General features: G+C 68.9%; 14 protein-coding genes. 11 read left to right on the top strand and 3 right to left on the bottom strand.

Annotation, left to right across the window (positions count from 1 at the left end):
• Window positions 1–22 precede the first annotated feature (22 nt).
• The 4 genes from rpsK (at window position 23) to truA (ending at window position 3,243) form a co-directional block, all read left to right on the top strand.
• Complete coding sequence (rpsK, locus tag J7E89_RS16785) at window positions 23–427, top strand: 30S ribosomal protein S11 (RefSeq protein ID WP_214974325.1); 405 nt, start codon at window positions 23–25, stop codon at window positions 425–427.
• 163 nt (window positions 428–590) lie between these two features.
• On the top strand, window positions 591–1,613 hold the full coding sequence (locus J7E89_RS16780) for a DNA-directed RNA polymerase subunit alpha (protein ID WP_003956430.1): 1,023 nt from the start codon (window positions 591–593) through the stop codon (window positions 1,611–1,613).
• Window positions 1,614–1,787: 174 nt separating this feature from the next.
• Entirely contained in the window at window positions 1,788–2,285 is a 498-nt protein-coding gene (gene rplQ / locus J7E89_RS16775; RefSeq protein WP_214974324.1) for a 50S ribosomal protein L17, read from the top strand.
• An 88-nt stretch (window positions 2,286–2,373) separates the two neighbouring features.
• A complete protein-coding gene (truA, locus tag J7E89_RS16770) occupies window positions 2,374–3,243 on the top strand; it encodes a tRNA pseudouridine(38-40) synthase TruA (RefSeq protein ID WP_214974323.1) in 870 nt (289 codons plus the stop codon).
• Here the strand turns inward: truA and J7E89_RS16765 are convergent.
• Window positions 3,220–4,110: a hypothetical protein gene (locus tag J7E89_RS16765; RefSeq protein WP_214974322.1), complete on the bottom strand. Its 891-nt coding sequence runs from the start codon at window positions 4,108–4,110 to the stop codon at window positions 3,220–3,222. The genes truA and J7E89_RS16765 overlap by 24 nt on opposite strands.
• Window positions 4,111–4,157: 47 nt before the next feature.
• Between J7E89_RS16765 and J7E89_RS16760 the strand changes: the two genes are divergently transcribed.
• The 4 genes from J7E89_RS16760 to glmM all read left to right on the top strand — a co-directional run bounded on the left by J7E89_RS16760 (window position 4,158) and on the right by glmM (window position 8,771).
• Entirely contained in the window at window positions 4,158–5,786 is a 1,629-nt protein-coding gene (locus tag J7E89_RS16760) for an ABC-F family ATP-binding cassette domain-containing protein (RefSeq protein ID WP_214974321.1), read from the top strand.
• Window positions 5,787–6,270: 484 nt separating this feature from the next.
• The gene (gene rplM, locus J7E89_RS16755; RefSeq protein ID WP_214974320.1) at window positions 6,271–6,714 is read left to right on the top strand and encodes a 50S ribosomal protein L13; all 444 of its coding nucleotides are present in this window, start codon (window positions 6,271–6,273) and stop codon (window positions 6,712–6,714) included.
• A 45-nt stretch (window positions 6,715–6,759) separates the two neighbouring features.
• Window positions 6,760–7,287, top strand: coding sequence for a 30S ribosomal protein S9 (gene rpsI, locus J7E89_RS16750; protein WP_214974318.1), 528 nt, complete (start codon window positions 6,760–6,762; stop codon window positions 7,285–7,287).
• Window positions 7,288–7,412: 125 nt separating this feature from the next.
• Window positions 7,413–8,771 (top strand): phosphoglucosamine mutase, encoded by a 1,359-nt coding sequence (gene glmM, locus J7E89_RS16745; RefSeq protein ID WP_214974317.1) that lies wholly within the window; start codon window positions 7,413–7,415, stop codon window positions 8,769–8,771.
• On the opposite strand, the gene J7E89_RS16740 is transcribed toward glmM, so the two are convergent.
• Both J7E89_RS16740 and coaA read right to left on the bottom strand, forming a co-directional pair.
• Complete coding sequence (locus J7E89_RS16740; protein ID WP_214974316.1) at window positions 8,768–9,712, bottom strand: DUF389 domain-containing protein; 945 nt, start codon at window positions 9,710–9,712, stop codon at window positions 8,768–8,770. The genes glmM and J7E89_RS16740 overlap by 4 nt on opposite strands.
• Window positions 9,713–9,724: 12 nt before the next feature.
• Window positions 9,725–10,750 (bottom strand): type I pantothenate kinase, encoded by a 1,026-nt coding sequence (gene coaA / locus J7E89_RS16735; RefSeq protein WP_374196830.1) that lies wholly within the window; start codon window positions 10,748–10,750, stop codon window positions 9,725–9,727.
• A 78-nt stretch (window positions 10,751–10,828) separates the two neighbouring features.
• Here coaA and glmS point away from each other — a divergent pair, with 78 nt between their 5' ends.
• From glmS to J7E89_RS16720, 3 genes are all read left to right on the top strand, one after another.
• Window positions 10,829–12,703 carry a glutamine--fructose-6-phosphate transaminase (isomerizing) gene (glmS, locus tag J7E89_RS16730; protein ID WP_214974315.1) on the top strand — a complete coding sequence of 625 codons (1,875 nt, stop codon included), beginning with the start codon at window positions 10,829–10,831 and terminating at the stop codon, window positions 12,701–12,703.
• Window positions 12,704–12,707: 4 nt separating this feature from the next.
• On the top strand, window positions 12,708–13,076 hold the full coding sequence (locus J7E89_RS16725; protein WP_214974314.1) for a holo-ACP synthase: 369 nt from the start codon (window positions 12,708–12,710) through the stop codon (window positions 13,074–13,076).
• A 45-nt stretch (window positions 13,077–13,121) separates the two neighbouring features.
• On the top strand, window positions 13,122–14,003 hold an 882-nt coding region (locus J7E89_RS16720; RefSeq protein ID WP_214974313.1), incomplete at its 3' end, for an NAD(P)H-hydrate epimerase.

Below are 14,003 nucleotides of genomic sequence, written 5' to 3'. Positions count from 1 at the left end.
CCACCTCCCGTAGGAGATATAGATGCCCCCCAAGGGTCGTCAGGGCGCCGCCAAGAAGGTGCGCCGCAAGGAAAAGAAGAACGTCGCTCATGGGCACGCCCACATCAAGAGCACGTTCAACAACACGATCGTTTCGATCACCGACCCCTCGGGCAACGTGATCTCCTGGGCCTCCGCCGGCCACGTCGGCTTCAAGGGCTCGCGCAAGTCCACTCCCTTTGCCGCGCAGATGGCTGCCGAGTCGGCCGGCCGTCGCGCGCAGGAGCACGGCATGCGCAAGGTTGACGTCTTCGTCAAGGGTCCCGGCTCCGGCCGTGAGACCGCGATCCGCTCCCTCCAGGCCACTGGCCTCGAGGTTGGCTCGATCCAGGACGTCACCCCCACCCCGCACAACGGCTGCCGCCCTCCCAAGCGCCGCCGCGTCTGACGCTTCGCGTCCGACTCTGGTTGTTGCAGTGCGTTCGGAGTGAAGACCGACCTTCACTTCCGGACGCGTTGTACTCGGGCGGTACGGTCCTTCGGGCCGTGCCGCCCGTACCCTTGTAACAGTTGGCATCAAATAGTGGGTGCCAAGACTGGAGGCATTTCTCATGCTTATCGCTCAGCGTCCGTCGCTGACCGAAGAGGTCGTCGACGAGTACCGCTCGCGGTTCGTGATCGAGCCCCTCGAGCCGGGCTTCGGTTACACCCTCGGCAACTCCCTGCGTCGTACGCTCCTCTCCTCGATCCCCGGTGCCGCTGTCACCAGCATCCGGATCGACGGCGTCCTGCACGAGTTCACCACCGTGCCGGGTGTCAAGGAGGACGTGACCGACCTCATCCTCAACATCAAGCAGCTGGTGGTTTCCAGCGAGCACGACGAGCCCGTCGTGATGTACCTGCGCAAGCAGGGCCCGGGTCTGGTCACCGCCGCTGACATCGCCCCGCCGGCCGGTGTCGAGGTCCACAACCCGGACCTCGTTCTCGCGACGCTGAACGGCAAGGGCAAGCTGGAGATGGAGCTGACCGTCGAGCGCGGTCGCGGCTACGTCTCCGCCGTCCAGAACAAGCAGGTGGGCCAGGAGATCGGCCGTATTCCGGTCGACTCCATCTACTCGCCGGTGCTCAAGGTCACGTACAAGGTCGAGGCGACCCGTGTCGAGCAGCGCACCGACTTCGACAAGCTGATCGTCGACGTCGAGACCAAGCAGGCCATGCGGCCGCGCGACGCCATGGCGTCCGCCGGTAAGACGCTGGTCGAGCTGTTCGGTCTGGCGCGCGAGCTCAACATCGACGCCGAGGGCATCGACATGGGCCCGTCCCCCACGGACGCCGCCCTTGCCGCCGATCTGGCGCTGCCGATCGAGGAGCTCGAGCTCACCGTTCGTTCGTACAACTGCCTCAAGCGTGAGGGCATCCACTCCGTGGGTGAGCTCGTGGCGCGCTCCGAGGCCGACCTGCTCGACATCCGCAACTTCGGCGCGAAGTCGATCGACGAGGTCAAGGCGAAGCTGGCCGGCATGGGCCTGGCCCTCAAGGACAGCCCGCCCGGATTCGACCCGACCGCCGCTGCCGACGCCTTTGGCGCCGACGACGACGCGGACGCCGGTTTCGTCGAGACCGAGCAGTACTGATCGTGCCCGGCGCCGGCGACTGAGGCTTTGTCCTCAATCGCCGGACGGGTTGGATTTTGCCGGTGCGGGCCTGATTGGTCCGTGCCGGAGCAGGAAATCTTCCGGCGGGCATTAGCTCGTCGGTAACTGACACCGGTACCTGATACGGCCGGTGCAGACACTAGGAGAAACACCATGCCGCGTCCCGCAAAGGGTGCCCGTCTGGGCGGCAGCGCCGCGCACGAGCGTCTGCTTCTCGCCAACCTGGCGAAGTCGCTGTTCGAGCACGGCCGCATCACGACGACCGAGGCCAAGGCCCGCCGCCTGCGCCCCGTCGCCGAGCGTCTGGTCACCAAGGCGAAGAAGGGCGACATCCACAACCGTCGCCTGGTGCTGCAGACGATCACGGACAAGAGCGTCGTTCACACGCTCTTCACCGAGATCGCTCCGCGGTACGAGAACCGCCCCGGTGGTTACACCCGCATCACGAAGATCGGCAACCGTCGTGGCGACAACGCCCCGATGGCGGTCATCGAGCTCGTCGAGGCCCTGACCGTGGCGCAGGCCGCCACCGGTGAGGCCGAGGCCGCGACGAAGCGTGCGGTCAAGGAAGACGCCCTCAAGAAGGACGAGGCTGTCGAGGACGCCGCGCCGGCCGCCGAGGCTGCCGAGGGTGAGTCCAAGGACGCCTGAGCGTTCTGACACCACTGGGCGGGCCCGCATCACCCTTCGGGGCGGTGCGGGCCCGTTCTGGTTTTTGTTGCTTTGGGAGGATTTGCGGGTGAGCGAGGGCATTGAGGGTGCGACTCCCGGGTTCGTGCGGGTGCGGCTGGATCTTTCGTACGACGGGAAGGACTTTTCCGGGTGGGCGAAGCAGACCGAGCGGCGCACGGTCTGCGGTGAGATCGAGGACGCGCTGCGGACCGTGACGCGGTCCACGGTGACGTACGAGCTGACGGTCGCCGGGCGTACGGACTCGGGCGTGCACGCGCGCGGCCAGGTCGCGCACGTCGACCTGCCGGAGGACGTGTGGGCCGAGCACCACGACAAGCTGCTGCGGCGGCTCGCGGGGCGGCTGCCGCACGATGTACGGGTCTGGAAGGTGACGGAGGCGCCCCCGGGGTTCAACGCCCGGTTCGCGGCCGTCTGGCGGCGCTACGCGTACCGCGTGACCGACAATCCCGGGGGAGTCGACCCGCTGCTGCGCGGACATGTGCTCTGGCACGACTGGCCGCTGGACGTCGACGCCATGAACCGGGCGGCCGAGAAGCTGGTCGGGGAGCACGATTTCGCGGCGTACTGCAGGAGGCGTGAGGGCGCTACGACCATTCGGACCTTGCAGGAGCTCAGCTGGGAGCGGGGGGCGGACGGTGTGATCACCGCTACCGTGCGCGCCGACGCCTTCTGCCACAACATGGTGCGGTCGTTGGTGGGTGCGATGCTGTTCGTGGGCGACGGGCACCGGGACGCGGACTGGCCGGGCAAGGTGCTGGCGGCGGGCGTACGGGACTCGGCTGTCCATGTCGTACGCCCGCACGGCCTCACGCTGGAAGAAGTGGGCTATCCGGCTGACGAGCTGCTGGCGGCTCGTGCCCGGCAGGCCCGCAACATGCGGACGCTGCCCGGGTCACCCGGCGGCGGCTGCTGCTGACGCCTGGGTCTTTCCGCGCTGGTGGATCTGGCGGAAGGTGAACTCCGCGAGGTCGTCGCCGGTCGTGTAGACGTCCTTGTCCGACACCGTGACGTTCTTGCCCGTGGTGAAGCCGGCGACGGTGAAGTACGCGTAGCGGCCGTAGGCGTTGGTCGTCTTGCGGCAGATCGCGCCGGCCCGGCAGAAGGTCGGGACGCCGGCTCCGGGGAGCGAGGCGAGACCGCCGCTTGCCTGCTCCTTGGCCTTCTGGGCCTGGGCGGCGGTGTCGAAGACCGCGACGCCGATGGTGACGGCCACGCCGTCCTTCGAGTAGGTCGCGCGGATGACCTGGTCGCAGCCGTTGGCGGCGAGTACGGAGCCCAGGGCGCCCTGGGTGGCGGCGGAGCAGCTGGTGGTGCGGTTCGTCGCGCCCTTGGCGTACGCGCGGTCGCCCATCTTCAGTTTCTTGCCAGGGAAGAGGGTGTCGGCGCTCAGCGGCAGCTTGTCCTTCTGCGCGCTGGAGATGAAGTCCCTGGGGTTCGGCGGGGGCGGGGGCGCCTGGGAGGAGAAGGAGGGGCCGGGCTGCACGGACTCCGTCGGCAGGGTCTCGGGGGTCGGCAGCTCGCTCGCCGAGTTGGTGTTGTCGGTGTTTGTGTTGTTGCCGTTCGTCGTGACCACCGCTGTGGCGACGATCGCGCCGACCACCGCCGTCGCCAGGACGCCGCCGCCGATGTACATCCACCGCTTGCGGCGGGCGCGTGCGGCGGAGGCGTCGGCGAGTGCCGCCCAGTCCGGTGTGTCGGGTGTCGTCTGCGTTCCGTACGGATCCTGAGGGCTCTGCTGTCCCTCGGGGCCACCCCAGGAGGGCCCCCCTTGCCCAAAGCTCATGCCGCGCATCCTAATCCGGTTGGGTGATGCGGCGGACGGCGGCGACAATGCGGAGCATGGGACATCTTGAGGCCGCACACGTCGAGTACTACCTGCCGGACGGGCGGCCGCTGCTCGGTGACGTTTCCTTCCGGGTCGGGGAGGGCGCTGTCGTGGCCCTGGTCGGGCCCAACGGAGCGGGCAAGACGACCTTGCTCAAGCTGATCTCCCGGGAGCTGCAGCCGCATGGCGGGTCGGTGACGGTGAGCGGTGGGCTGGGGGTGATGGGGCAGTTCGTGGGGTCCGTACAGGACGAGCGGACTGTGCGGGACCTGCTGGTCTCGGTGTCCCAGGAGCGCATCCGGGAGGCCGCCGCGGCCGTCGACCGGGCCGAGCACGGGATCCTGACCGTGGACGACGAGAAGGCGCAGATGGCTTATGCGCAGGCGTTGTCCGACTGGGCGGAGGTCGGCGGGTACGACGCCGAGACCGTCTGGGACATGTGCTCCATGGCGGCGCTGGGGATCGGGTACGACAAGGCGCAGTTCCGCGAGGTGCGGACACTCAGTGGGGGTGAGCAGAAGCGGCTCGTGCTGGAGGCGCTGCTGCGGGGGTCTGACGAAGTGCTGCTGCTGGACGAGCCGGACAACTATCTGGATGTGCCCGGCAAGCGGTGGCTGGAGGAGCGGCTGAAGGAGACCCGCAAGACGGTCTTCTTCGTGTCCCACGACCGCGAGCTCCTTTCGCGGGCCGCCGACAAGATCGTGAGCCTGGAGCCGGGCGCGACGGGGGCCGACGCATGGGTGCACGGCGCCGGGTTCGACACCTTCCACGAGGCGCGGGCCGAGCGGTTCGCCCGGTTCGAGGAGCTCCTGCGCCGGTGGGAGGAGGAGCGTGCGCGGCTCAAGGCGCTGGTGCTGAGGCTGCGGGGGCAGGCGGCGAGCAGCCCCGACATGGCCTCGCGGTACCGCGCCATGCGGACGCGGTTCGAGAAGTTCGAGGAGGCGGGCCCGCCGCCGGAGCCGCCGCGGAAGCAGGACATCCGGATGCGGCTGCGGGGCGGGCGCACGGGGGTACGGGCCGTCGTGTGCGAGGGGCTGGAGCTTGTCGGGTTGATGAAGCCGTTCGACCTGGAGGTCTATTACGGGGAGCGGGTCGCCGTGCTCGGGTCGAACGGATCCGGCAAGTCGCACTTCCTGCGGCTGCTCGCCGGGGAGAACGTCACGCACACGGGGAAGTGGAAGCTGGGCGCGCGGGTGGTGGCCGGGCACTTCGCGCAGACGCACGCGCATCCCGAGCTGGTCGGGCGGACGCTCGTCGACATCCTGTGGTCCGAGCACTCCAAGGACCGGGGCGGGGCGATGGGCGTGCTGCGGCGGTATGAGCTGGAGCGGCAGGGGGATCAGGCGTTCGACCGGCTGTCGGGCGGGCAGCAGGCGCGGTTCCAGATCCTGCTGATGGAGCTGGAGGGGACGACCGCGCTGCTGCTGGACGAGCCGACGGACAACCTTGACCTGGAGTCGGCGGAGGCGCTGCAGGAGGGGCTGGAGGCGTACGACGGGACGGTGCTGGCCGTTACGCACGACCGGTGGTTCGCGAAGTCCTTCGACCGGTATCTCGTGTTTGGGTCGGATGGCGTTGTCCGGGAGACGGCGGAGCCGGTTTGGGACGAGCGGCGGGTGGAGCGGGTCCGGTAGCGCGGCGCCGGCGGCGGCCTGGGCCGGCTCCCGGTGCGGGGCTCTGGGGTCGGTGCCGCGTCGGGGCGTCTCCTCGGGCGCCGAACGTTCGGGTAGGTGTTCCCTCGTTCGGGCTCGTTGCGCTCGACGCCCTGCGGGGAGCGCCCCGACACGTCCCCTCCTGGCACCGCGGCCTGCGAGGCGGGGTCGGGCGGGTCGGAGTGGGCCCGGGGGCGGGGCGCGAGCCGGGTGGCCGAATGTGGGCGGGGGCTTGGGGCGGGTGCCGCCGGGCCGTTTTGACCCGTACGGGGGCAGGCGGGTAGGCTTCCAGTTCGTTATGCGTATTGGCTTGGTCGTTCTCACGCGAGGGGCCCTTACGCCGGTCCACCGGGCCGATGACCAGCGGCAGGCAGACGGGTTGCGTCCCCGAATGCCGCCACGGCTGTCGTGATCGTCCGGGTGGCCTTGTCAGGACCCACTCACTGAAGAAGCGAAGGCTACGACCGTGCGTACGTACAGCCCCAAGCCCGGCGATGTCACGCGCCAGTGGCACATCATCGACGCGCAGGACATCGTCCTGGGCCGTCTGGCGACGACTGCCGCCAACCTCCTGCGGGGCAAGCACAAGGCGATTTACGCCCCGCACATGGACATGGGCGACTTCGTCATCATTGTCAACGCCGAGAAGGTTCACCTCTCCGGCAACAAGAAGACCCAGAAGATGGCGTACCGCCACTCCGGTTTCCCGGGCGGTCTCCGTTCGGTGCGCTACGACGAGCTGCTGGCGAAGAGCCCCGAGAAGGCCGTCGAGAAGGCCATCAAGGGCATGATCCCCAAGAACACCCTGGGTCGTCAGATGCTCTCGAAGCTGAAGATCTACGCAGGTCCCGAGCACCCGCACGCTGCCCAGCAGCCGGTGCCGTTCGAGATCACCCAGGTCGCGCAGTAGTTCCGGCCACACCCCCCTAAGAACGAAAGAAATCTGAGGAGAATCGTGGCCGAGACCACTGCAGAGACCCCCGTCGAGGGCACCGAGGCTGAAGAGACCTTCGCCGAGGTGACGACGTTCGAGTCCGAGGTGCCCGTCGAGGGTGAGTACACCTCCGAGTCGCTCGCGGGCCGCTTCGGCGACCCGCAGCCCGCGGCCGGCCTGGGCCGTCGCAAGAACGCCATCGCCCGCGTCCGGATCGTTCCGGGCACCGGCAAGTGGAAGATCAACGGGCGTACGCTCGAGGACTACTTCCCGAACAAGGTGCACCAGCAGGAAGTCAACGAGCCCTTCAAGGTGCTCGAGCTCGACGGCCGCTACGACGTCATCGCCCGCATCGCGGGTGGCGGTGTCTCCGGTCAGGCCGGTGCGCTCCGTCTCGGTGTCGCCCGTGCGCTGAACGAGGCGGACGTGGACAACAACCGCGCCACGCTGAAGAAGGCCGGCTTCCTCTCCCGCGACGACCGTGCGGTCGAGCGCAAGAAGGCCGGTCTCAAGAAGGCCCGCAAGGCGCCGCAGTACAGCAAGCGCTAATCCGCCTGCTCGCCTGTATCAGACGTTCGCCCCGGCGGCACCTCGTGTGCTGCCGGGGCGTTCGTTTATCGCTTTCTGGCTTTCTGGCTTTGTAGTGCATTTTCGGAGCATTTCGGAGGACACCAGTGGGACGACTCTTCGGCACTGACGGTGTGCGCGGTGTCGCCAACGCGGACCTGACGGCTGAGCTCGCGCTCGGTCTGTCGGTCGCGGCGGCGCATGTGCTCGCCGAGGCGGGCACCTTTGAGGGGCATCGGCCGACCGCCGTGGTCGGACGTGATCCGCGTGCGTCTGGGGAGTTTCTGGAGGCCGCCGTCGTGGCGGGTCTCGCGAGCGCGGGTGTGGACGTGCTGCGGGTCGGAGTTCTGCCGACCCCCGCGGTGGCTTACCTCACCGGGGCGCTGGGTGCCGATCTCGGCGTCATGCTCTCCGCGAGCCACAACGCGATGCCGGACAACGGTGTCAAGTTCTTCGCGCGCGGTGGGCACAAGCTCGCCGACGAGCTGGAGCGCCGCATCGAGGCTGTGTACGAACAGCACAGGACCGGCGAGCCCTGGGCCCGGCCGACCGGGGCGGGCGTCGGCCGCGTTTCCGACTACGACGCGGGCGCGGATCAGTACATCGCCCATCTCATTGGTGTGCTGCCCAATCGGCTCGACGGCGTGAAGGTCGTGCTGGACGAGGCTCACGGGGCTGCCTCGCGCGTATCGCCCGAGGCCTTCGCCCGGGCCGGCGCCGAGATCGTCACCATTGGTGCCGACCCTGATGGGCTGAACATCAACGACGGGTGCGGGTCCACGCACCTGGAGATGCTCCGGGCCGCCGTCGTCGAGCACGGCGCCGATCTTGGTGTCGCGCATGACGGGGATGCCGACCGGTGTCTGGCCGTGGATGCCGAAGGGCGTGAGGTCGACGGGGACCAGATCCTCGCCGTGCTCGCGCTCGCCATGCGGGAAGCCGGTCAGCTCCGTAAGAACACCGTGGTCGGCACCGTCATGTCGAACCTCGGCTTCAAGCTGGCCATGGAGCGCGAGGGCATCCAGCTCGTACAGACCGCCGTCGGCGACCGGTATGTGCTGGAGTCGATGAAGGCCGAGGGGTACGCCCTGGGTGGCGAGCAGTCCGGGCATGTGATCGTGCTCGACCACGCGACCACCGGCGACGGCACGCTCACCGGCCTGATGCTGGCCGCGCGGGTGGCCGCCACCGGGCGTACGCTCGCGGACCTCGCCGGGGTCATGAGCCGGCTGCCGCAGATCCTCATCAACGTGCCCGACGTCGACAAGTCGCGCGTCACCACCTCCGCCGAGCTGGCGGCCGCCGTCGCCGACGCCGAGCGTGAGCTGGGCGCCACCGGACGGGTACTGCTGCGGTCCTCCGGCACCGAGCCGCTCGTGCGGGTCATGGTCGAGGCGGCCGACATCGAGCAGGCGAAGGCGGTCGCGGGGCGGCTCGCCGATGTGGTGAAGTCCGCGCTCGGTTAGGCGTTCTTGCCGGCGGTACGCTCGCGCTGCTTCGCCCAGAAGTACTTCTGGGCCAGCAGCGTGAGCGTACCGGCGACGACGATGCCGAGCAGGTTGAGCAGGAGCTGCTCGGAGGAGCCCCACGTCTGCTTCACCTGGCCGTAGCTCAGCGCCACGGCCGCGTTGGCCGCCGCCGGGACCGTTGTCACCGAGATGGCGACGCCGACCAGGGCGCCGGACTTGGCCGACGTGAGGGACAGCATGCCGGCCGCGCCCGCCAGTACGGCCACTACGAACGACAGCCAGTCGGGGGCGTAGATGAAGCCCGTGTTGGGGCGCTTCGCGGCCAGCATGGTCTCGGTGAAGAGGTTCGTCGCGTCCATGAAGAGGCTGAACAGGACCGTCACCGCCATCGCCGCCGCGAAACCCACGATCAGCGCGGCGAACGAGCGCCAGGCCAGCTTCGGGGCGCGCTGCACCAGCGCCGTGCAGAAGCCGGCCAGCGGGCCGAACTCAGGGCCCACCGCCATCGCGCCCACGATCAGGATCGCGTTGTCGAGCACCACACCGCAGGCTGCGATCATCGTCGCCAGCGACAGGAACGCGATGTAGGTGACGGAGAGCGTCGACTCCTCGTGCGTCGCCTCCGACAGCTGCTCCCACAGCACCGCGTCCGCGCCCTCGCCCGGTGCGTCCTTCTCCGCCTTCGCGGCGCGGGTGGAGAGGGAGAGGTCGATGTTCTCCACGGCGATCGAGCCGCATTCGTCGATGCCCATCGCGCGGAGCGTGTTGATGAGGTCGTCGCCCGCCTCGCGCGCCACATCGCACATGATCAGGTCGCCTGCCGGGGCGCGGGCAGCCCCGGGGATGACGGCGATGTGTGTGGTGCCTACCGTCTTCTCCACCGTGCCTACGACCTCGTCGGTGCGGTCGGCAGGGACGATCAGGCGGAGGTGAAGCACGGTGTGTATCCCTCAGAGTTTGCGGAGTGAGAGGCGTTTGACCTTGTGGTCGGGGCCCTTGCGCACAACCAGCGTGGCACGGCCGCGCGTTGGCGCCACGTTCTCCAGCAGGTTGGGCTTGTTGATGGTCCGCCACATCGTACGGGCGTAATCCAGGGCCTCTTCCTCGGAGACCTGGGTGTACTTCCTGAAGTAGGAGGAGGGGTCCTGGAACGCCGTCTCGCGCAGTTTGCGGAAGCGGTTGAGGTACCAGGTCTCGATGTCCTCGGAGCGCGCGTCGACGTACACGCTGAAGTCGAAGTAGTCGGCGAGACCGACCCGGGTGCGGCCGTCCTTGCCGGGGAGCGCGGGCTGCAGGACGTTCAGGCCCTCGACGATCAGGATGTCGGGGCGGCGGACCGTAAGGCGCTCGCCGGGCACGATGTCGTAGATCAGGTGGGAGTAGACGGGGGCGGTGACCTCGTCCTTGCCCGCCTTGATGTCGGCGACGAAGCGGGTGAGGGCTCGTCGGTCGTACGACTCCGGGAAGCCCTTGCGTGACAGGAGGCCGCGGTTCTTGAGCTCCTCCATGGGGTAGAGGAAGCCGTCGGTGGTGAGCAGCTCGACGTGGGGGTGCTCGGGCCAGCGGGCCAGCAGTGCCTGGAGGAGACGGGCGACGGTCGATTTGCCCACGGCTACGCTGCCCGCCACTCCTATGACGAACGGGGTGCCGCGCTGGGAGCCGTGGCCGTTGGCCGCGTCGCCGAGGAAGGTGTTCAGGGCGCCGCGCAGGCCCGAGGTCGCCTGTACGTAGAGATTGAGCAGGCGGGAGAGGGGGAGGTAGACGTCCCGTACCTCGTCGAGGTCGATGACGTCGCCCAGGCCGCGGAGTTTTTCGAGCTCCTCCGCGGTGAGGGGGAGGGGGGTCTTCTCGCGCAGCGCGCTCCACTCCGCCCGGGTGAGGTCCAGGTACGGCGAAGCGTCTGCCCGGCGCTGGGCGCCTCGGGGGGTGCCCGGCGGGGTGCCTGGCGGGGTGCTTCGTGGCGGCGAAGTGATCACAGGGCCATTGTCCGGTGTACGGGGCTGCCGTGGGTGGTGTGCTCGGTCACGTGGGGCCGTCGGCCGTAGGGTGCGGACATGTGCGGAATCGTGGGGTACGTCGGCGGGCAGTCGGCGCTTGATGTTGTCGTCGCGGGACTGAAGCGGCTCGAATACCGGGGTTACGACTCGTCAGGGGTGGCCGTCCTCGCCGACGGTGGGCTGGCCGCGGGGAAGAAGGCGGGCAAGCTCGTCAACCTGGAGAAGGAGCTGGTTGGGCGGCCGCTGCCGGCCGGGTCCACGGGCATCGGGCACACCCGGTGGGCCACACACGGCGGGCCCACGGATGTCAACGCCCATCCGCATCTGGACAACGCGGGGCGCGTCGCCGTCGTACACAACGGGATCATTGAGAATTTCGCGTCGCTGCGGGCCGAGCTCGCCGAACGCGGGCACGAGCTGGTCTCGGAAACCGATACCGAGGTCGTGGCGCACCTGCTGGCCGAGTCCTTCTCCTCGTGCGGGGACCTGGCGGAGTCGATGCGGCTGGTGTGCCGTCGGCTCGACGGGGCGTTCACGCTGGTCGCCGTGCACGCGGATGAGCCGGATGTGGTGGTGGGGGCGCGGCGGAACTCGCCGCTGGTGGTGGGTGTGGGGGAGGGGGAAGCCTTTCTCGCGTCCGACGTGGCCGCGTTCATCGCGCATACGCGGTCGGCGATCGAGCTGGGGCAGGACCAGGTCGTCGAGGTACGGCGGGAAGAGGGCGGGGGCGGCGCGGCAGGGGTGTCGGTCGCGGTGACCGATTTCTACGGTGCGCCGGCGGAAGTGCGGTCGTACCACATCGACTGGGACGCCTCCGCGGCCGAGAAGGGCGGCTACGACTACTTCATGCTCAAGGAGATCGCCGAGCAGCCGAAGGCTGTCGCCGACACGTTGCTGGGGCGGATCGACGGTGCCGGCTCGCTGCGCCTCGATGAGGTGCGGATCCCTGACGCCGTGCTGCGGGAAGTCGACAAGGTTGTGGTGGTGGCTTGTGGGACCGCCTTTCATGCGGGGATGATCGCGAAACTGGCCATTGAGCACTGGACGCGGATTCCCTGCGAGACTGAGCTGGCGAGCGAATTCCGGTATCGCGATCCCATTCTGGACTCGCGGACGCTGGTGATCGCGATCTCGCAGTCCGGCGAGACCATGGACACGCTGATGGCGCTGCGGCATGCGCGGGAACAGGGCGCGAAGGTGCTGGCCGTATGCAATACGAATGGGTCGACCATTCCGCGGGAGTCCGATGCGGCGCTTTATACGCATGCCGGGCCTGAGGTCGCCGTTGCTTCCACCAAGGCGTTTTTGACGCAATTGGTTGCCTGCTATCTGGTCGCGCTTTATCTGGCGCAGGTGCGCGGGGCCAAGTGGGGGGACGAGGTCCGGGGCGTCGTGCGCGAGCTGTCCGCGATCTCGGGGCAGGTGGAGCGGGTCCTGGAGACGATGGAGCCGGTGCGCGAGCTGGCCCGGTCGCTGGCGGGGAAGGACACGGTGCTGTTCCTGGGGCGGCATGTGGGGTATCCGGTGGCCCTGGAGGGGGCGCTCAAGCTGAAGGAGCTCGCTTACATGCATGCGGAGGGATTTGCCGCGGGTGAGCTGAAGCACGGGCCGATTGCGCTTATCGAGGATGATCTGCCGGTTGTCGTTGTTGTTCCTTCGCCTCGGGGGCGGTCTGTTCTGCACGACAAGATCGTGTCGAATATTCAGGAGATCAGGGCTCGGGGGGCGCGGACAATTGTCATCGCGGAGGAGGGGGATCAGGCGGTTGTTCCGTACGCCGATCATCTGATCTGGATTCCCGTCACGCCGACGCTTTTGCAGCCGTTGGTTTCCACTGTGCCGTTGCAGGTTTTCGCCTGTGAGCTGGCTACGGCCCGGGGCAATGAGGTTGATCAGCCCCGGAACCTGGCCAAGTCCGTGACGGTGGAGTGAGCGCGTGATCATTGGTGTGGGAATTGACGTCGCCGAGATCGAGCGCTTCCGGGTGTCGATGGAGCGTACGCCGCATCTGGCCGACCGGCTGTTCCTGGAGAGCGAGTTGAACCTGCCGAGCGGTGAACGGCGCGGAATCGCCTCGCTCGCCGCGCGGTTCGCGGCGAAGGAGGCCCTCGCGAAGGCGCTGGGCGCGCCGGCCGGGCTGCACTGGACGGACGCGGAGGTGTACGTCGAGGACAGCGGGCAGCCGCGGCTGCGGGTGAGCGGGACGGTGCTGGCGCGGGCGCAGGCCCTGGGGGTGCGGTCCTGGCATGTCTCGCTCAGTCACGATGCGGGGATCGCATCTGCGGTGGTCATTGCCGAAGGCTGAAGGTCGAGGTCGACGTCGAGGTCGAAAGGTGAGGTGTCTTTGCTCATGCGTGCTGCTTATGGCGTGGAGACCGTACGGACCGCTGAGCGGGAGCTGATGGCCCGCCTCCCTGAGGGTGCGCTCATGCAGCGGGCCGCGGCCGGGCTCGCGGCGGTGTGTGCGGGGCTGCTGGGACGGGTTTACGGATCGCGGGTTGTGCTGCTCGTCGGGAGTGGGGACAACGGGGGCGACGCGCTGTACGCGGGGGCGCGGCTGGCCCGGCGGGGGGCGGGGGTCGCTGCGGTGTTGCTCGATGCGGAGCGGGCGCATGGGGGTGGGCTGGCCGCGTTGCGGCGGGCTGGGGGAACCGTGGTGGCGGCCGGTGATGCGGGTGTGGGTCTTGCGGGTGCCGATTTTGCGGGTGCGGATTTTGCGCGGGCGAATCTTGCGCGTGCGGATTTTGCGCGTGCGGATCTTGTGGTCGACGGGATCACCGGGATTGGGGGCAGGGGTGGGTTGCGGGAAGCCGCTGTGCCGTTGGTGCGGGCCGCGCGGGGCTCGGGGGCGGTTGTCGTCTCCGTGGACCTGCCCAGCGGGGTCGAGGCGGACAGTGGGGAGGTGCGGGGGGAGTGCGTGCGCGCCGATGTGACGGTCACCTTCGGTACGTACAAGCCCGGGCTGCTGATCGACCCCGCGCGGGAGTACGTCGGGGCCGTGCGGCTGGTCGAGCTGGGGCTGGATCTCGAAGCGGTGGAAGCGGACGTCGAGGCGCTGCAGCATGCGGACGTGGCCGCGTTGCTGCCGGTTCCGGGGGCGGAGAGCGACAAGTACCGGCGCGGGGTGGTGGGCGTCGTGGCCGGGTCGGAGCGGTATCCGGGGGCGGCGGTGCTCGCGGTGGCGGGGGCGCTGCGGGGCGGGGCCGGGGCTGTGCGGTACGTGGGGCACGGG

The sequence above is a fragment of the Streptomyces sp. ISL-100 genome, assembly GCF_018614615.1.
Taxonomy (GTDB): Bacteria; Actinomycetota; Actinomycetes; order Streptomycetales; family Streptomycetaceae; genus Streptomyces.
This window is presented reverse-complemented; position numbering and strand designations above follow the sequence as displayed.

What these genes read in the sequence shown, in the direction of transcription:
- rpsK (WP_214974325.1), top strand. Translation starts at nt 23, where the DNA reads ATGCCCCCCAAGGGTCGTCAGGGCGCCGCCAAGAAGGTGCGCCGCAAG.
- J7E89_RS16780 (WP_003956430.1), top strand. Translation starts at nt 591, where the DNA reads ATGCTTATCGCTCAGCGTCCGTCGCTGACCGAAGAGGTCGTCGACGAG.
- rplQ (WP_214974324.1), top strand. Translation starts at nt 1,788, where the DNA reads ATGCCGCGTCCCGCAAAGGGTGCCCGTCTGGGCGGCAGCGCCGCGCAC.
- J7E89_RS16765 (WP_214974322.1), bottom strand. Translation starts at nt 4,110, where the DNA reads ATGAGCTTTGGGCAAGGGGGGCCCTCCTGGGGTGGCCCCGAGGGACAG.
- J7E89_RS16760 (WP_214974321.1), top strand. Translation starts at nt 4,158, where the DNA reads ATGCGGAGCATGGGACATCTTGAGGCCGCACACGTCGAGTACTACCTG.
- glmS (WP_214974315.1), top strand. Translation starts at nt 10,829, where the DNA reads ATGTGCGGAATCGTGGGGTACGTCGGCGGGCAGTCGGCGCTTGATGTT.